The organism is Paenibacillus sp. PL91 (genome assembly GCF_012935325.2).
Taxonomy (GTDB): Bacteria; Bacillota; Bacilli; order Paenibacillales; family Paenibacillaceae; genus Pristimantibacillus.
In genome coordinates, this window is sequence record NZ_JABBYG020000002.1 from 253,639 (window position 1) to 269,621 (window position 15,983).

Below are 15,983 nucleotides of genomic sequence, written 5' to 3' on the forward strand. Positions count from 1 at the left end.
CAACCTAACCGATGTAATTATGAAGATTATTCAGCAGATTGTAAGTGAAATCGATAATCGTATTTAGAATCCATGGGCCAAATACAATGATAGACACGAAAACCGCTACAATTTTTGGAACAAAAGCAAGCGTCTGCTCCTGAATCTGTGTTGTTGCTTGAAATATGCTGACAATTAACCCTACAACCAAAGCAAGAACGAGCATTGGCGCACTGGCTTTCAAAACCACGAATACGGCCTCGCCGGCTAATCCGATTATGAAATCAGTACTCATCGAACGTCCCTCCCTGCTAGTCTCACGTGTTGAAGCTTAACAATAATGATTTTACGATTAAATACCATCCATCTACTAATACAAACAAAAGCAATTTAAACGGTAACGATATCATAACGGGCGGAAGCATCATCATCCCCATCGCCATCAAAGTGCTTGCAACAATCATATCGATGACTAGAAACGGAATAAAGATCATGAAGCCCATTTGAAACGCTGTTTTGAGCTCGCTTATGGCATAAGCAGGTATTAGTACCGTAATCGGAATCTCCTCGAATGAAGCCGGCTTCTCCGTCTTGGTGTAATTCATGAAGAGCATCAAGTCCTTTTCTCTCGTATGAGAGAACATGAACTTCTTCATTGGCACGGATGCTTCCTTAAAGGCTTCGGTTTGCGAGATTTGACCTTTTAAATAAGGCTGTAGAGCAACCTCATTTACTTGCGAGAATGTCGGAGCCATGATGAAAAAAGTTAAAAACATCGCAAGTCCTATTAGCACTTGATTGGGAGGCATTTGCTGCGTTCCGAGTGATGTTCTTACAAAGCCAAGTACGATAACGATACGGGTAAAGCTGGTCATAAGAACCATAATCGCTGGCGCGATGCTTAGCACTGTAATTAATAGAAGAATGGATAAAGCGCTAGTACCGGGCGTTTCGCCGCCTCCATCGCCGATATTGATGGATATGTCGGGCAACGGCTCTGCAAATGCTTGATTATGTAAAAATAGTGCAAGCAGTTGTACAGCAACGATTGATATCAACCATTTATTTTTCATCATCCATCAACCGTTCATTTGTTTTTGAGTCTTGTAGCAGTGATTCCAGTTGTTGTTTACGGTCCGCTTGCTTGCTTAGCTTGCTTTGTAACAAATCCGAAAAGGAAGATTCCTTGTTCCATTGTTCGTTTGACGGTTCGGGACTTGCATTCTCATTTCGGTTTTTCAGTTTGCTAAGCAATTGAGAGATTATATCCTTTGACCAGGCAGACTCTTGCTGGCGCTCAAGCGCCGATATAACCGCCTGAGCTTGCTCTGGATCATCAAGCTTATCAAGTAAAGTAATGTTCTCTCCTACGCCTACGATGTAAATCCGACCTGCAATTTCAACGACTTGAAGCGAGTTGTTTTGTCCTAGCGCAATTCCGCCGAGTGAACGAAGCGATCGATTCGTTCCCCACATACGGTTGCGCTGAGATAGCCATTTTATAACGAATATGATCAGCACGATAACGATGGCTAGCGAGATGATCACCCAAACCAAGCTGCCCGCTAGATCCTTTGACCCAGTAAACACCATCTGTTCATCTTGATTTGCGCTGCTGCCGTCAATTGCAGCAGCAGCCGCAAAACGAGGCCATATCGCCATCCCAAGAGCAGACACCATTGAAATGCGCGAAGGTATGTTAAGCATAATGTCCTACCGTTATCCGAGCGTTTTCTTAATCGCTTCAATTACGCGATCTGCTTGGAACGGTTTGACGATGAAGTCCTTTGCGCCTGCTTGAATCGCATCAATAACCATTGCTTGCTGACCCATTGCTGAACACATAATAACTTTAGCATTGCTATCAAGCTTTTTAATTTCCTTCAGTGCGGAGATTCCGTCCATCTCAGGCATCGTAATATCCATTGTCGTCAAATCAGGTTTCAATTCCTTGTACTTCTCAACCGCCTGAGCGCCATCTTGGGCTTCACCGACGACTTCGTAGCCGTTCTTTGATAAAATGTCTCGAATCATCATGCGCATGAAAGCTGCGTCGTCTACGATTAGAATGCGGTTTGCCATCTTTTTATCCTCCTAGGATACTATTGTAATTTTTGAATGCGGTCCCATTGGCTTACGATATCAGTTACGCGAACACCAAAGTTTTCATCGATGACAACAACTTCGCCTTTAGCAATTAGCTTGTTGTTTACTAGGATGTCGACTGGCTCGCCAGCAAGCTTGTCCAGCTCAATAATCGAGCCTTGCGACAGCTCTAAAATATCCTTTATTTGCTTTTGGGTCCTTCCTAATTCTACCGTGACCTTAAGCGGTATGTCGAGAAGTAAATTGAGGTTTGTTTCGTCTGGTTGAACAAAAGGTGCATTTCCAAAATTAGCAAATTGCACAGGCTGAACGTTCACATTTCGATTTGCTGATTGGCCATATGTATGCGGTCCAGGCGGCTGCATCGGAATGTCATAGCCAGCAGCTGGTGTTTGATACTGCATAGGCGGCATTTGCTGCATAGGCGGTTCCGTATACATCTGCGGCGGTACAGCGTTCATTTGAGCCGACGCAGCCGTTTCCTGCATCGCCATAGCTTGCTGTGCTGCGGGCGCTGTAGCTGGTGCTGGCTGGGCCGTAACAGCTGGCGGAGCCGGTTCTTCCTCTACAACCCCCATCAAAATATCCACCATTTGCTTTGCAAATGGGATGGGCAGCAGCTGCATAATCGTCGAATCGATTAAATCGCCTATCGTCAATCGGAACGAAATTTTAATAAACAAATCCACAGGCGGCAAATGATCCATGCCATCTCCGTTGTTTACATCTAAAATATCAATTCCCGGAGGCGAAATATTTACAAATCTATTAAATATCGTCGACATGGAAGTAGCGGAAGAACCCATCATTTGATTCATTGCTTCTTGTACAGCACTAATATGGATTTCATTCAGCTCTTCAATCGTAATGTTGTTACCATCACCACCCAGCATGAGATCAGCTATGATTTGGGCATCCTTCGTCTTAATGACGAGAGAGTTAATGCCTTGAAAGCCATCGACATACTGCACGCTTACTGCTACATGCGGCTTAGGGAAGATGTCAGGAAGCTCATCTTTCCTTACAATAGTAACTTGCGGCGTCGTAATATCTACTTTCTTGCCAAGCAGCGTTGACAATGCTGTAGCGGCGCTGCCAAAGGTAATATTTCCAATTTCGCCGAGTGCAGACTGTTCCATTTCGGATAAGAAGTCTGCAAGCTGAGCTCCGCCATCAGAGGACTGCACGGGCTCCGGCTCCATGGAGGATTGACGAAGCAACGCATCAATTTCCTCTTGCGACAAATAGTCCTTACTCGTCATAATCTTCTTCCACTCCTTCGCTGACGATCTCATCTACTTGTACAGCCAGTCGCCCTTTAACCGAGCCTGGACTGCCAATGAATTTAAGCTTGTCTCCAACTTTAATTTTCAGGCCATCATCGACTGTCTTATTCAAGGAGATCACATCGCCGACATTCAGCCCTAAGAACTCTTTTATTGTAAGCGCGGACTCGCCAAGCTCAGCGACAATAGGCAGCTTAGCTTTGTTTACGCGCTGCTCCAATATTTCAACTTCTTCAGGCGCACGCGCTTTCTTCTGCGAAACAAACCAATGATGAACGGAAAGTCTGGACATGATCGGTTCGATGACAACATGCGGAATACATAGGTTAATCATACCGGTAGTATCGCCTATTTTGGTACTGAAGGAGATTAGCGCTATCGTCTCATTCGGGGAAACGATTTGCATAAATTGCGGATTCGTCTCCAACGCTTCCAGCCTTGGAGAGATATCAATGATCGTTCTCCACGCTTCCTGCAAGCTTTCGAAAGTTCGGCTAAAGATACGCTCCATAATGATCGTTTCGATCTCCGTTAAATTGTTGATTTTGGAAGGCGCAATGCCTTGTCCGCCTAACATTCGATCAAGCATAGCGTAAGCTACGTTTGGATGCACCTCAAGCACCATTCGACCTTCCAGCGGCTCCGCTTCAAATATGTTCAAGATTGTCATCTTAGGAATCGAACGTATAAATTCGTCATAAGGCAATTGCTCGACCTGCACGACATTTATTTGAACAAAAGTGCGAAGTTGCGCTGAGAAATAGGTTGTCAAATATCGCGCAAAATTTTCGTGGATCCGTGTTAAGCTTCTAATATGATCCTTGGAGAAGCGAACGGCGCGTTTGAAATCATACAAGCTGACTTTACGCGTTATCTCTTCCTTTTTTAAATCCTCTGCATCCATTTCACCGGAGTCCAATGCAGCGAGTAGCGCATCAATTTCATTTTGCGATAAAACATCAACCAAATATCTCACCTCCTTCGAGGAATGTCTGCGTAGTCAGTTAAATCTCGGTAATTAGGAAATTAGTGATTTCAACCTTAACCAATTTACCTTTCGGTATAATCGGGGTAATTAGGTTAAGCAGCTTTGATTCAAGCGCATCCTCGCCTTGCGAGCCTTGAAACTCTGCAGCAGTCATGTCCGCTAAAGTACGGTTAATGATAGGCCGAACTTCAATCTCAAGCAGCTTGTCAAATTCTTCCTTCGTCTTCTTGCTGTCAAGCTGGAATGCGAAGCTTAGCACCACAACATATTCGGGATCCTTCAGATTTCTTCTGAAATCTTTTAATTCGGATGTAACCTCTACCCGCTCATCTGCCGACAGCACTTTAACCTCAATCGTTTTGGTTTCTGTCGCCGTTTCCTTCGGATCAGTAAAAAAGGACTTAAACAAAATGATAGCTACAATTGCGATTAAAGTTATGGATAATAAGATCGTTATTAACCATGGAAGCATTTTTTTCATGTTGAGGGACCCTCCGTTTGCTCACTCTTCTGGGCCGCCGCAATGAGGCCTATTGTTCGAAGATACTGTTGATTAAGCAGCAACAGATCAGCTGTCTTCTCTTTGACTACCAGCTTTTTTCCTGTCGTAAGCGTAATAACCGTATCAGCAGCTTCTTCAATCACTTCAATGAGTAATGCATTAATCGTGACTTTTGTTCCATTCAAACGTGTTACGGTAATCATCAGTTACCCCCTCACACCATAGGGAGGCTTTAAGCCTCCCGCTCATTATGACTTACCTATCGTTTTAAGTTAACGACCTCTTGCAATATTTCATCAGAAGTCGTAATGATACGCGAATTGGCTTGGAAGCCGCGCTGCGCAACGATCATTTCCGTAAACTCAGCCGTTAAGTCTACGTTAGACATTTCAAGCTGACCTGCAATGATTGCGCCCGTACCTAGATCCGGGTCGCCCGCGAAGGTCAGAAAGTCTTCAATGGAAGCATCGGGGTTTGCATTAGCCGTCACACGATACATATTACCGCCAAGCTTCTCAAGTCCGCTTGGGTTTACGACCTTGGCAACGCCAAGCTGCGCAATAGGCTCCGTGCCGTCAGCAGTAACCCCCATAATGGTTCCATCCTGTCCGATGGAGAATGCCGTGATCGCCTCATCAAGCACGATCGGCTCCTGGTCAGCGCTTAGAACAAAGTAACCATCACCTGTAACGAGCTGTCTATTCGCATCGAGAGTAAAATTGCCCGCGCGAGTAAGAAGCATTTCAGAATCATCATTGGCTCTTACTACAAAGAATCCATCTCCATCGATGCGAAGATCCGTCGGTTGATTCGTTGTCATTGCACTACCTGCGGTATGTACCGTATCGATTGAACCGATAGATACGCCTAAACCGATTTGCTTCGCGTTTACACCGCCGCGTACGCCATCTTCAGGCGCAGTAACACCCGCAACCGTTTGGCTTAAGATATCTTTGAACATGACGCGGCCAGCTTTGAAACCAACCGTATTGACGTTCGCAATATTGTTACCAATTACGTCAAGCTTTGTTTGAAAGCCGCGCATACCGGATACGCCCGAATACATCGATCTTAGCATTGTTTGTTATTCCTCCTGGAATATGGATTAGTCTCATTTGGCTTGAAAAGGATGTATGCACTATCATAGAGCTGCTTCAATCGGTCCACAGCTTAAGGCTTCCTGATAGGTCCAGCCTTACGATAAAATAATAGCACTGTCTATTTGCGTAAATACATTGCTCTTCATTTGTCCGCCATCCATCGCCGTTACGACTGTACGGCTTGGCACATTCACGATCATGGCAATATCTCGAAAAACAATTAATGAGTCCTGAGCGCCTTTTGATGCTGCCTCTTCAACAGCATTCATAATTTTCGTCAAAGATTCCGGCTGCAGCTTAATGCCTCTCTGCTGCATGCGCACCTCTGCATGATGACTGAACTTAAGCACCTTCGCATCAAGCATCTCTTGAAAAGGTGTTGGCTGCGAAGTACGGCTAACTGCTGATTTGCTTGGCTGTAGAGGTGTGGACTTAACCGGAAAAATATGCCCGATTCTCACGCCATCATTCACTAGACCTCAGCCCCCTCCTCAGCATTTGCTGTTTCAGAAGAGCTGTCAACCGATTCGTCTGGCTGCGTACTATCGCCATTTGCCTCCGAAATCGAAGTGACATAATCAAGAGCTATTTCCGCACCGCCTACCCTTGCATAGAGGATGCCTTCCTTCGAAATAATGGAACTTACAACCCCGCTTGCGGATGTTACTTCTCCTGCTTCGTCGTACTCGTTCCATTCAATCGTTTTTCCGATCATGGTGGACGCGGAACCTATACTCTGACGCATTAAGGTTAGCTCGGTCGCCATGTTCATAAGCTGCTCTACCGATGTAAACTGAGCCATCTGTGCAATAAAGTCTTTGTCCTGCAGCGGCTGCATAGGGTCCTGATTCCGCAGCTGCGTCACTAGAATACTAAGAAATTGATCCTTTCCTAGTGTATCTGAATCCTTTTTGCTTGCTGCCGCTTGCACGTTCGCTTGACTATAGTTCGGCCAAACTACGCGAGTAGAAATGCTCTCTGACATTCCCGATCACCTCCATCCTCTTTAGCGATCAAACAGCTCAGCTAGGCTCTGACATTTATTCCTCTACCGAAGCCAAGTCCTTGAATTGCAGCTTGTTCAATCATTTCGGTTTCGAATTGGGCTTCGCCTGTTCCTTCATCGCCGATAAAAGTATGTCGGCTCGAAGATTGCTGCTCTCTGCTTCCTTGGCCTTGATGCTGCTGGGAAAGCTGCGCTGCCGACTGCCCCTGTGATACCTCAAGCTTATCAACCATTAAGCCTTGCGCTTGTAGAGCAGATCGAAGCTGTGCCATCTGATTGTCTAGCATATCCTTAGCCATAGCCGTATCGGTTTGGAAGATTGCCGTTAACAAGCCATTTTGCATCGTAATTCTAACGTCCACTTGACCTAAATGCTCTGGAAATAGCATGATTTTCGCTTCTGATACCCCGTTCAATGTCGTCATATCAAATTTCTGCACGATCATTCCTGTCATAGACTTAGCAAAATCGTCCGCAACAACGAATGATGCAGCTGTAGCTGCTGCATTAGCGGCAAGCGGTGCAAGTCCACGAAGTGTTTCCGATTGACTTGTGCCGAGCTGAAGCTGCACGTTAGGCTCGATTGGCGAAACCGCCGTTTCTGCATTGACTGCCTGCTCCATGCTCTGAACTGCCGTAGAAAACAATGCAGGATGAACAGACTGCTGCGATAAACGCTGAAGCAATGTGCTAACCTCAGCTTGTGGAGCATTTTGCAAAGCAAACAGTTGTTGTGTGAAGGCAGACGATTTCGTCTGTTGCTTATTCGTATCCACCGTCTCGCCTTCCAAAATCGCCGTTAACGCTTTAAGCTGCTCCGCTATTAGCACGGTTGGCTCTTGCTGTTGAATCATCTTTGACGTCCCTTGCTGAAGCATGGCTTGCAGTTGAAGCAAGGTGTCCTGAAGGCTTGACTTCACATTAGAGATATTTACTGCCGCTTCTTGAACAGACATGCTTCCATTCTCAACCTGCAATTGGACATTGGTTTGTTGTATAACAGGCACTGGAATTCCTAAAAGCGCAAGCAGCGCATTCATCTGATCAAGTACAGCCTCAAGCTGCTTTGACTGCTGCTCATCTACAACTTGCGCCTCGACGTCTTCTGCTTCCGGAGCTTCAAGCTGTGCAAGCAATCCGTCAATAATCGACATCAGATCGGATAAAGCAGGTGCAGCAGCTATCTCTGCTTCAACCGTTCCTTCCTTTGACACATTCGCAACAAGTTGAACTCCCTGTGTATTTCCAGTCCCGCTAGCCGCTTCCCCGTTAATTTGTTGCACTAACGTTTTTTGGAATTCCGCTCCGCCTGCACTTTTGCTTGCTTGTCCACTTGCAGTCGATTGCGTCTGTTGCTGGGTCGATGCGATTTGAGAAACTATCATTTCCATTTTTTTCACCTCCTTTCAATTAGGGGGCTTAAAGGCGCATGGACAGCCTCAGCTGCCCGGCATCAACTTCGATACCAGCTGAGCTGTGATCGTTTCATTAAGAGCTGACATTTCGGCTAAAATCGTCGATCTGCTCGTGTTGTCAACCGCATTTAAAATGCGCAGCACTTTGCTTGGGCTTACGTCAACCATTTTAACAAGCAATTCAGCTGCGCTTTTAGGGTCCATAGCCGTAAAAGTTGCGCTAAGCTGCTCTTGATCAAGTACAGAGGAAGCCTGCGTCTTTTGCGGCGTCTTCTGTGCATCAAGCTTTGCTTGCAGTGCTGCAATTTGCAGATCCTTGACCTTCACATTATCCTTTAGCTTCATTGCTGCGTCAGCAGCCGTCTGTGGATTCATTTTCTCCATAATACGTACTCTGTCGTCAGCTCGCATATTTGCAAACACAAGGACCATTTCATCCAAAGTCATGCTTTGCAAAATAGGTGCTGCTTTGCTTGGCGCTATTTTGGAAAACATGCTCGCTAATTCTTGAATTTTCGCCTGGTACTGTTCATCCTCAAGCAATTGATCATCATTAGCGCTCTTGAGCTGAGTATTATCGCTCTCCAACTCCTTAACCTCTTGCTCCAGCGTCGTCTTCGTTTGATTCGCAGCAGCAAGCTCGCTTTCAATCGCAGTAAGCTGTGCTTGCAGATCCGCAATCTTCGCTGACATGTTTGCTGTTTTCAAATCATCATCATTTATTGCCCCGCCTGCAACCTTTGGCTCCGGAAGCACGTCTTTTAAGAATGGGATAGAGTTTCCGGTTTCCAGCATTTTATTGCGAAAGTCAATATTGAACAAGGTATACAATACGCCGAGCAAAACGATGGCGAATAAAATCGGCGTCATCAAAAACATAATTCGTTCTAGTGTGCTGTAGCCTTGCTTCTCATTTTCCGTACCCGCCAATTCCACTCACTCCCTCTAGCCGGTATATCGCATCAATTTATGGGGTTGGTATCATGAAACGGACGCTTGCCAGCTCATCCAATTCGTTCTGCTCTTTAATTTGCATCGCATACTGGAACCGGTCACGCGCATGATCTTTTGCTTTAAGCCATACTTTCTCATCCTTCATCTTATCTGAAAGTCTAAGCCTGCTTTGCTCAACCGCCTTCTGTGCATGCCATACATCTCTCAACTTGCTCGTAATACAAGCTATTAAATAATCCAAGTACTGCTGTATGAGCTGCAGCTCCGACAAAGGAACGGCAATGCTTGAAGCCTCTTGCAGCTTCACTTCCCATACTTGCTGCTTCGCGCGAAGCTCCTCTAGCGACAGCTCCTCTGCAGCTAGAGCGCCAATTGCCGTTGACAGCAACCATTCTGCTTGTGTCTTCTCACTCGACTTCAAATCAATGACCTTCTGAAATGAATACTTAAACGATGCCATCTATCGATTCAACTCCTGTAAAAATCGGTAATTAAACGATTTTGCGCTTCCTCTAAGCTCACCTTTTCATTGGTCTTCTGCTTTGTGAAGCTCTGAATGGGCTCAATAAATTGCAGCGCTTTATCAATTTCTGCATTTGATCCTCGTTGGTACGCCCCAATATTGATTAAGTCTTCCGAATCTTTATAAATAGCTAGCATTTTCTTCAATTCATTGGCGGCATCCTGCTGCTCTTCTGTCACGATTTCTTTCATAACGCGACTGACAGATGCAAGGACATCGATTGCCGGAAAATGTCCTTTATGCGCCAATTGACGGCTCAAAACGATGTGACCATCCAGTATTCCGCGGACAGCGTCCGCGATCGGCTCATTCATGTCATCGCCATCAACAAGTACGGTGTAGAAGGCAGTTATCGAGCCTGTAGGTCCTGTCCCTGCTCTTTCAAGCAGCTTAGGCAGCGCTGCGAATACAGAAGGCGTATAACCGCGTGTAGCAGGCGGCTCGCCAATTGCAAGTCCAACTTCACGCAATGCCATCGCATATCGCGTCACTGAATCCATCATCAACATAACGTTCAGGCCGCGATCGCGAAAATATTCTGCGATAGATGTCGCAATCAACGCGCCTTTCATTCGTATTAAGGCTGGCTGATCGGAAGTAGCGACGATAACGACTGAACGCGCCAAGCCTTCAGGTCCAAGGTCCTTCTCTATAAATTCCAGCACTTCGCGTCCGCGCTCGCCGATCAATGCGATTACGTTGACATCTGCAGATGTGTTCCTGGCAATCATGCCAAGCAGCGTACTCTTCCCGACGCCGGAGCCTGCGAAGATGCCTACACGCTGACCGCGGCCTACGGTAAGAAGTCCGTCGATAGCTCTCACGCCTATGCCGAGCGGTTCAACGACTCGAGGACGCATGAGCGGATTGCTTGGTGCATTATGTGTCGAATAATGAGGCATGCGGCTTGGCAAAAAAGAACCGTCGAGCGGATTGCCTAAACCGTCAAGCACTTTTCCAAGCAGCTCTGATCCGACTTGAACCGTTAGAGGCTTGCCGGTACCTACGACATCGCAGCCAGGGCTAATCGCATGAAGATCGCCTAGCGGCATCAAGATAACCTTGTTATCACGAAATCCGACGACTTCTGCTTTGATCGGCTTCGCGCCTTTGGATGGATAGATGAAGCATACGTCTCCTATGCTAGCATCCGGTCCCTCCGATTCGACCGTTAGACCGATGACCTGCGTTACTTTTCCGTTTATTCGTACCGGATCAAGCGGCTGTAGATGCTCAATGTATTTCAGAACATCCAAGTTATTCACTATCATTGTAATGACCTCGCTCTTCGCCGCTATGATGAGCAAGATGGATTAACTCACGTTTAATCTCAGCAAGCTGCGTATCGATGCGTGCGTCGATGCTGCCAAATGAAGAACGAATAACGCAGCCGTTATCCTTCACTGTCGAGTCAGGCAAAATTTGCAATTCCGCTTGTGAATCGATCGCGAAATGAAGTTCTTCCCTTGCTGCTTGCACGAAAGCAAGCTGGCCAGGAGCGACGCAGAGTGTGATGACTCCCTGCTCTCTACGGCGAGACAATGATTTGCGTATTAATTCAATCGCCATTTCAGGAGCTAACGTAAGCTGCTGCCCAATAATTTTTTCGGCGATGGCACAGCTTAATTCCACTAGAAATGGCTCTGCTTCCTGAATGATTTGTTCTCTCATTTCGAACGCAGTTTTCAGCACATCAGAAGCCTCAGTTAGCTTCTGCTCCCAAATTTCACGCAATTCCGTTTCTGAGTTTGCGGCTCCTTCCGCATAACCAAGCTCATAGCCGGATTGCCTTGAGGCTTCAGAAGCCGCTTCGTCATCGGTGCGCTTTTGCAGCCACCAGACATCGATTTGCTGCTGCGTTTCAGCCAGAAGCCTTTCGCTTTCCTGTGCTGCCTCGCGAAGACGTTCTTCAGCGTAGAGCTGTGCATCATTCAAAATTTGATCTCGCAAAGAGATCGTCTCTTCATCAGGAACAGGTTCGGTATTCGCTTCCTCTTCTTGCGGTTCGTTGATTTCTAGATTCCGTTGGTGCAGCCATTCAAGCTGCTTTAGTTGTTCAAGAGTAATCACGCTCGAAGATTTTATCAAATTAGACAATGATATCGTCTCCTCCACCGCGGGCGATGATGATTTCTCCTGACTCTTCTAATCTGCGAATGGTAGCAACGATACGTGTTTGCGCTTCTTCCACGTCGCGTAGTCGCACTGGGCCCATGAACTCCATCTCTTCTTTGAAGGTGTCGGCCATGCGCTTCGACATATTGCGGAAAATCGCTTCCCGTACTTCTTCGCTCGCCACTTTGAGCGCAAGCTGAAGATCTGAATTTTCGATATCCCGAATGATCCGTTGAATCGAGCGGTTGTCGATATTGACAATATCCTCGAACACAAACATGCGCTTCTTGATTTCTTCTGCAAGCTCCGGATCTTGAATTTCAAGCGCGTCGAGAATGGTACGCTCTGTACCGCGATCGACACCGTTTAGAATTTGTACGATTGAATCGATACCGCCGGCATTTGTGTAATCCTGTGTAACGGTAGCGGATAGCTTTTGCTCAAGAACACGCTCTACCTGCGAGATTACTTCTGGCGAAGTACTATCCATTAGCGCAATACGCCTTGCGACCTCTGCCTGCTTCTCTTGCGGAAGCGAGGAAAGAATATGCGAGGATTGCTCGGATTGCAAATACGACAAAACCAATGCGATCGTCTGCGAATTCTCATTTTGAATAAAATTCAAAATTTGTGTAGGCTCTGCTTTTCTGGCAAAATCGAATGGCCTTACCTGCAAGGTAGCCGTTAACCGATTAATGACTTCAAGCGCTTTTGTTTCACCAAGTGCTTTTTCCAAAATATCTTTAGCATACGAAATACCGCCTTGCGTAATATACTCTTGAGCCATGCATATTTGATGAAACTCGCTTAGTATGGTTTCGCGGTCTAGACTATCCACTTTGCGAACGTTCGCAATTTCAAGCGTTAACTGCTCAATTTCTTCATCGCGCAAATGCTTGAATATTTGTGCCGATACTTCAGGTCCAAGCGTTATGAGCAAAATGGCTGCTTTTTGACGACCAGACAAGCCTTGCATTGATTTTGACAATGGAACCACCTCTATTCATCCACAAGCCATGTGCGAAGAAGATTAACGAACTCATCCGGTTTACGTTTGGCAAGTGTTTCAAGATTTTTACGTGCTTGACTGTCATTATTGACACTTTCCAAATCAAGCGTAGGGTATTCAACTTTTGCAGGAGCAGCCAGTTCAATTTCTTCTTCAGCCACTTTTTTGCGTCTGCGGGCAGCAATTACATATATTAATCCGCCGATTACTGCGAGAGCAGCGACACCAATACCGATTAGCCATGGCATTGACAGTACACTTGCTTGGTTATCCGTGCTGCTTCCAGAGAATGTTCTCGCTATCAATGCAACCTTTTTGGCCATTAATGCGTCATCATTCACATCTTGACCGGAATCAGCGAGCTGTGCTCTCACCAAAGCTGTCAAATAAGTCATAATAGCTGTTCTGCTAGCTTCATCATTCATTTCTGCTTGCTCAATACCGATACTAATAGAGAGGTCTTTGAGAACGAACGGTCCTGAAACGATATTATTGTTTATTCGAGTTACTTCATAATTCCGGATCTGCGAGTTTGATTCCGAAGACCCTTGCCCAGCTGATGAATCTGTATATCCTGGTACATCAGTCTCTCCAGTACCCGCAACACCGCCAGCCTCACCAGCGCCTCCCGTTGAAGTACTGCTATCAATTTGTTCGCTAATGATTATTCCGTTATTGTTATTGTTATCTAACGGCTTCACAACTGATTCCTGCGATGTCTTCTTGTCGAAGTTCATGCTGCTAGAAATTTGAATAACTAGATTATCTGCTCCAACGATTGGTCCAAGAAATTGCTGAATGTTTTTCTTAAGCTCTGTTTCATATTTCCGTTGAATGCTGAATTGGGATTCTACAGCATCTGTACTATTAGCTAAACCGCCATCCACTTCGGAATATGTAAGTTCTCCTTGCGGGCTAGAAATCGTAATGTCCTTAATAGCTAAATCAGGGACTGCCGTTTTCACAAGGTTATAATAACCGTCTATTTCTTTTTGACTAGGTCGATAGCCCGACATGAATTTCATCATGATAGAAGCTGAAGCTTGCTCTGCGTCCTCTGCTGATAGAAACACGCTCTCTTCTGGTAAGTTAATAAGAACCTTAGAGCCGTCTACTCCCTGCATCGCATTAAGCAATTGCTGAATTTCGCCATTCAACGCATTCAAATATTTAACATTGAACTCATTTTCTGTCGTTCCAAACTGGCTGGAGCTTGTATTGAAAGCTTCAAATCCAATGGACCCGTTCTGAACCAGACCTTGTGAACCTACGTCTACCTTTATTCGCGATGCCTCCGTGCTGGGAACCGAAATGCTTTTCCCATTGTCGCTAAGCTGATATGGAATTCCGCTTCCGTCTAAGTAAGTCATTATGGCAGCTGCATCGGTTGTGTCTAAATTTTGAAAAGCAATCTCGTATTCCGTTCTCGTAAATACGATTGTCAACAAAATAATTGTCAACAATATTCCACTAATGGATGCCCCCAACCATATTTTTTGTTTTCTGCCCATTTGGCCCCAAAATTGAGTAAGCCTGCCTCTAAATTGGGCGATTCTCTCGTTCACATTGTCACCTCACCCAAATACTTATGCTAGGTCAAAAGTTGGATTAAATTTGCATCCGCATCATTTCTTGATAAGCCTCGACTACTTTGTTGCGGATTTGTGAGGTAAGCTGCAAGCTCAACTGCGATTGCTCGGAAGCAATCAGAACCTTCGTAACATCCACTTGACCCATCAAATATTTGTCATTGAGCTTATGAACGCCTTGCTCTTGGTTGCTTACGTTATCAATTGCTGTTTGCAAAAACTGTCCAAATGATTGTGTTAATTGCGCCGGAGTCGCTTCTTGAACCGATTTAGCTTCAATGAGTTTGGTTGGCTGAACCGGACCGAGCGACATCGATTGAATCATCATTATTCCTCCATTACTTTAAATGATGTTTACTCCTACTTATTTCCCTATTTCAAGCGCCTTTACGAACATGGATTTGGTTGCATTCAGAGCTGTTACGTTCGCCTCATAGGAACGTGTCGCCGCAATCATATCAACCATTTCCTTCGTAACATCCACATTAGGCATATTTACATAGCCATTCGCATCCGCATCAGGATGCGTCGGGTTATAAATCAGCTTATTCGGTGATTGATCTTCTTTAATTCTCGAAACCTTAACGCCCTGCGCAGCTGAATTACCGCTTAATTGCTGGGAGAGCACGCTTGAAAACGACTGCTGCATAGGCTCCATTACGACCATTTTTCGCTTGTAGGGCTGAAATTGTCCGTTTACGAAACTGCCGCGTGTCGTTTCTGCATTTGCGATATTTGATGAAATTACATCCATCCTAAGTCGCTGTGCCGATAAGGCGGAAGCACTAATATCAAATCCTGTTGACAACTTCACCCTTAGACTCTCCCTTCAATCGCTGTGCGCATCATTCTCACGTCATGATTAATTTGTTGGATATAAAAGTTATAGCTTAATTGATTTTTTGCTAGCAAAGACATTTCACGGTCGATATCAACATTATTTTCATTGTTGTTCATCGAAGTTGTTTCATCGGTAATAAGTTTGGGTATAGGTAGATTAGAAGACCCTGATCCGATCGGAATATGCTTTTGATTTGTTCGTTTGCCGATCAATTGCCCTTCCGGATTTCCCATCGATTGTTCTAATAATTCCTCAAACAAAACCTCAGACCGTTTGAAATGCGGCGTATCACCGTTGGCCACATTGTTAGAAATGACGCGCTGACGCATTTCAGCTGCTTGAAGCGCACCTTCCATTCTTCCAAATGCTGCGCCATTCAACAAATTCACGTAGTTTCACCACTTTCACATAGAAGATCTTCATAACGTATTCAACAGATTAATCCTCAATCCTTCTTTGTTCGACAGTAAAAATTAAAAAAATGAGACACAAGTGTCGATTTTTGCCGACATGATAATATTCAACAATTTCCTAAATTATTACAATAAGAAAAAAGCCCTATCTTTGCAA

General features: G+C 45.3%; 21 protein-coding genes. All 21 read right to left on the reverse strand.

What is annotated here, in order from left to right; all coding sequences use genetic code 11:
* Nucleotides 1–4: 4 nt before the first annotated feature.
* Nucleotides 5–274 (reverse strand): flagellar biosynthesis protein FliQ, encoded by a 270-nt coding sequence (gene fliQ / locus HI950_RS06440; protein WP_169083068.1) that lies wholly within the window; start codon nt 272–274, stop codon nt 5–7.
* A gap of 22 nt (nt 275–296) precedes the next feature.
* The gene (gene fliP / locus HI950_RS06445; protein WP_169083478.1) at nt 297–1,052 is read right to left on the reverse strand and encodes a flagellar type III secretion system pore protein FliP; all 756 of its coding nucleotides are present in this window, start codon (nt 1,050–1,052) and stop codon (nt 297–299) included.
* Nucleotides 1,042–1,641: a flagellar biosynthetic protein FliO gene (locus HI950_RS06450; protein WP_169083069.1), complete on the reverse strand. Its 600-nt coding sequence runs from the start codon at nt 1,639–1,641 to the stop codon at nt 1,042–1,044. The genes fliP and HI950_RS06450 overlap by 11 nt, the downstream gene beginning before the upstream one ends.
* A gap of 57 nt (nt 1,642–1,698) precedes the next feature.
* A complete protein-coding gene (locus tag HI950_RS06455) occupies nt 1,699–2,061 on the reverse strand; it encodes a response regulator (protein WP_169083070.1) in 363 nt (120 codons plus the stop codon).
* A 20-nt stretch (nt 2,062–2,081) separates the two neighbouring features.
* Entirely contained in the window at nt 2,082–3,347 is a 1,266-nt protein-coding gene (gene fliY, locus HI950_RS06460) for a flagellar motor switch phosphatase FliY (RefSeq protein WP_169083071.1), read from the reverse strand.
* Nucleotides 3,337–4,338, reverse strand: coding sequence for a flagellar motor switch protein FliM (gene fliM, locus HI950_RS06465; RefSeq protein WP_169083072.1), 1,002 nt, complete (start codon nt 4,336–4,338; stop codon nt 3,337–3,339). The genes fliY and fliM overlap by 11 nt, the downstream gene beginning before the upstream one ends.
* Before the next feature lie 37 nt (nt 4,339–4,375).
* A complete protein-coding gene (locus HI950_RS06470; protein ID WP_169083073.1) occupies nt 4,376–4,840 on the reverse strand; it encodes a flagellar basal body-associated FliL family protein in 465 nt (154 codons plus the stop codon).
* Nucleotides 4,837–5,064 carry a flagellar FlbD family protein gene (locus tag HI950_RS06475; protein ID WP_169083074.1) on the reverse strand — a complete coding sequence of 76 codons (228 nt, stop codon included), beginning with the start codon at nt 5,062–5,064 and terminating at the stop codon, nt 4,837–4,839. The genes HI950_RS06470 and HI950_RS06475 overlap by 4 nt, the downstream gene beginning before the upstream one ends.
* A 56-nt stretch (nt 5,065–5,120) precedes the next feature.
* Nucleotides 5,121–5,939 (reverse strand): flagellar basal body rod protein FlgG, encoded by an 819-nt coding sequence (gene flgG / locus HI950_RS06480; protein WP_169083075.1) that lies wholly within the window; start codon nt 5,937–5,939, stop codon nt 5,121–5,123.
* 117 nt (nt 5,940–6,056) lie between these two features.
* Entirely contained in the window at nt 6,057–6,434 is a 378-nt protein-coding gene (locus HI950_RS06485; RefSeq protein WP_169083076.1) for a TIGR02530 family flagellar biosynthesis protein, read from the reverse strand.
* Nucleotides 6,434–6,946: a flagellar hook capping FlgD N-terminal domain-containing protein gene (locus HI950_RS06490; protein WP_169083077.1), complete on the reverse strand. Its 513-nt coding sequence runs from the start codon at nt 6,944–6,946 to the stop codon at nt 6,434–6,436. Before HI950_RS06490 ends, HI950_RS06485 begins: the two co-directional genes overlap by 1 nt.
* 41 nt (nt 6,947–6,987) lie before the next feature.
* A complete protein-coding gene (locus HI950_RS06495) occupies nt 6,988–8,358 on the reverse strand; it encodes a flagellar hook-length control protein FliK (protein WP_169083078.1) in 1,371 nt (456 codons plus the stop codon).
* 48 nt (nt 8,359–8,406) lie between these two features.
* Nucleotides 8,407–9,312, reverse strand: coding sequence for a MotE family protein (locus tag HI950_RS06500; protein ID WP_169083079.1), 906 nt, complete (start codon nt 9,310–9,312; stop codon nt 8,407–8,409).
* Nucleotides 9,313–9,349: 37 nt separating this feature from the next.
* On the reverse strand, nt 9,350–9,796 hold the full coding sequence (gene fliJ / locus HI950_RS06505) for a flagellar export protein FliJ (RefSeq protein ID WP_169083080.1): 447 nt from the start codon (nt 9,794–9,796) through the stop codon (nt 9,350–9,352).
* 8 nt (nt 9,797–9,804) lie between these two features.
* The gene (gene fliI / locus HI950_RS06510) at nt 9,805–11,130 is read right to left on the reverse strand and encodes a flagellar protein export ATPase FliI (protein ID WP_169083081.1); all 1,326 of its coding nucleotides are present in this window, start codon (nt 11,128–11,130) and stop codon (nt 9,805–9,807) included.
* Complete coding sequence (locus HI950_RS06515) at nt 11,117–11,956, reverse strand: FliH/SctL family protein (RefSeq protein WP_169083082.1); 840 nt, start codon at nt 11,954–11,956, stop codon at nt 11,117–11,119. The genes fliI and HI950_RS06515 overlap by 14 nt, the downstream gene beginning before the upstream one ends.
* On the reverse strand, nt 11,949–12,950 hold the full coding sequence (gene fliG, locus HI950_RS06520) for a flagellar motor switch protein FliG (RefSeq protein ID WP_411268077.1): 1,002 nt from the start codon (nt 12,948–12,950) through the stop codon (nt 11,949–11,951). The genes HI950_RS06515 and fliG overlap by 8 nt, the downstream gene beginning before the upstream one ends.
* Nucleotides 12,951–12,973: 23 nt before the next feature.
* Complete coding sequence (gene fliF, locus HI950_RS06525; protein ID WP_169083084.1) at nt 12,974–14,548, reverse strand: flagellar basal-body MS-ring/collar protein FliF; 1,575 nt, start codon at nt 14,546–14,548, stop codon at nt 12,974–12,976.
* A 43-nt stretch (nt 14,549–14,591) separates the two neighbouring features.
* Nucleotides 14,592–14,897, reverse strand: coding sequence for a flagellar hook-basal body complex protein FliE (gene fliE, locus HI950_RS06530; RefSeq protein ID WP_169083479.1), 306 nt, complete (start codon nt 14,895–14,897; stop codon nt 14,592–14,594).
* A 39-nt stretch (nt 14,898–14,936) separates the two neighbouring features.
* Nucleotides 14,937–15,386 (reverse strand): flagellar basal body rod protein FlgC, encoded by a 450-nt coding sequence (flgC, locus tag HI950_RS06535; RefSeq protein ID WP_169083085.1) that lies wholly within the window; start codon nt 15,384–15,386, stop codon nt 14,937–14,939.
* A gap of 2 nt (nt 15,387–15,388) precedes the next feature.
* The gene (gene flgB, locus HI950_RS06540; protein WP_169083086.1) at nt 15,389–15,802 is read right to left on the reverse strand and encodes a flagellar basal body rod protein FlgB; all 414 of its coding nucleotides are present in this window, start codon (nt 15,800–15,802) and stop codon (nt 15,389–15,391) included.
* Between the last annotated feature and the right edge of the window lie 181 nt (nt 15,803–15,983).

Bases quoted from the DNA above. Each gene is read 5' to 3' on its own strand.
- HI950_RS06450 (WP_169083069.1), bottom strand. From the start codon at position 1,641: ATGGCGATATGGCCTCGTTTTGCGGCTGCTGCTGCAATTGACGGCAGC.
- flgG (WP_169083075.1), bottom strand. From the start codon at position 5,939: ATGCTAAGATCGATGTATTCGGGCGTATCCGGTATGCGCGGCTTTCAA.
- HI950_RS06490 (WP_169083077.1), bottom strand. From the start codon at position 6,946: ATGTCAGAGAGCATTTCTACTCGCGTAGTTTGGCCGAACTATAGTCAA.
- fliE (WP_169083479.1), bottom strand. From the start codon at position 14,897: ATGATTCAATCGATGTCGCTCGGTCCGGTTCAGCCAACCAAACTCATT.
- fliJ (WP_169083080.1), bottom strand. From the start codon at position 9,796: ATGGCATCGTTTAAGTATTCATTTCAGAAGGTCATTGATTTGAAGTCG.
- fliI (WP_169083081.1), bottom strand. From the start codon at position 11,130: ATGATAGTGAATAACTTGGATGTTCTGAAATACATTGAGCATCTACAG.
- HI950_RS06455 (WP_169083070.1), bottom strand. From the start codon at position 2,061: ATGGCAAACCGCATTCTAATCGTAGACGACGCAGCTTTCATGCGCATG.
- fliY (WP_169083071.1), bottom strand. From the start codon at position 3,347: ATGACGAGTAAGGACTATTTGTCGCAAGAGGAAATTGATGCGTTGCTT.
- HI950_RS06495 (WP_169083078.1), bottom strand. From the start codon at position 8,358: ATGGAAATGATAGTTTCTCAAATCGCATCGACCCAGCAACAGACGCAA.
- HI950_RS06470 (WP_169083073.1), bottom strand. From the start codon at position 4,840: ATGAAAAAAATGCTTCCATGGTTAATAACGATCTTATTATCCATAACT.
- fliQ (WP_169083068.1), bottom strand. From the start codon at position 274: ATGAGTACTGATTTCATAATCGGATTAGCCGGCGAGGCCGTATTCGTG.
- fliP (WP_169083478.1), bottom strand. From the start codon at position 1,052: ATGAAAAATAAATGGTTGATATCAATCGTTGCTGTACAACTGCTTGCA.
- fliG (WP_411268077.1), bottom strand. From the start codon at position 12,950: ATGCAAGGCTTGTCTGGTCGTCAAAAAGCAGCCATTTTGCTCATAACG.
- HI950_RS06475 (WP_169083074.1), bottom strand. From the start codon at position 5,064: ATGATTACCGTAACACGTTTGAATGGAACAAAAGTCACGATTAATGCA.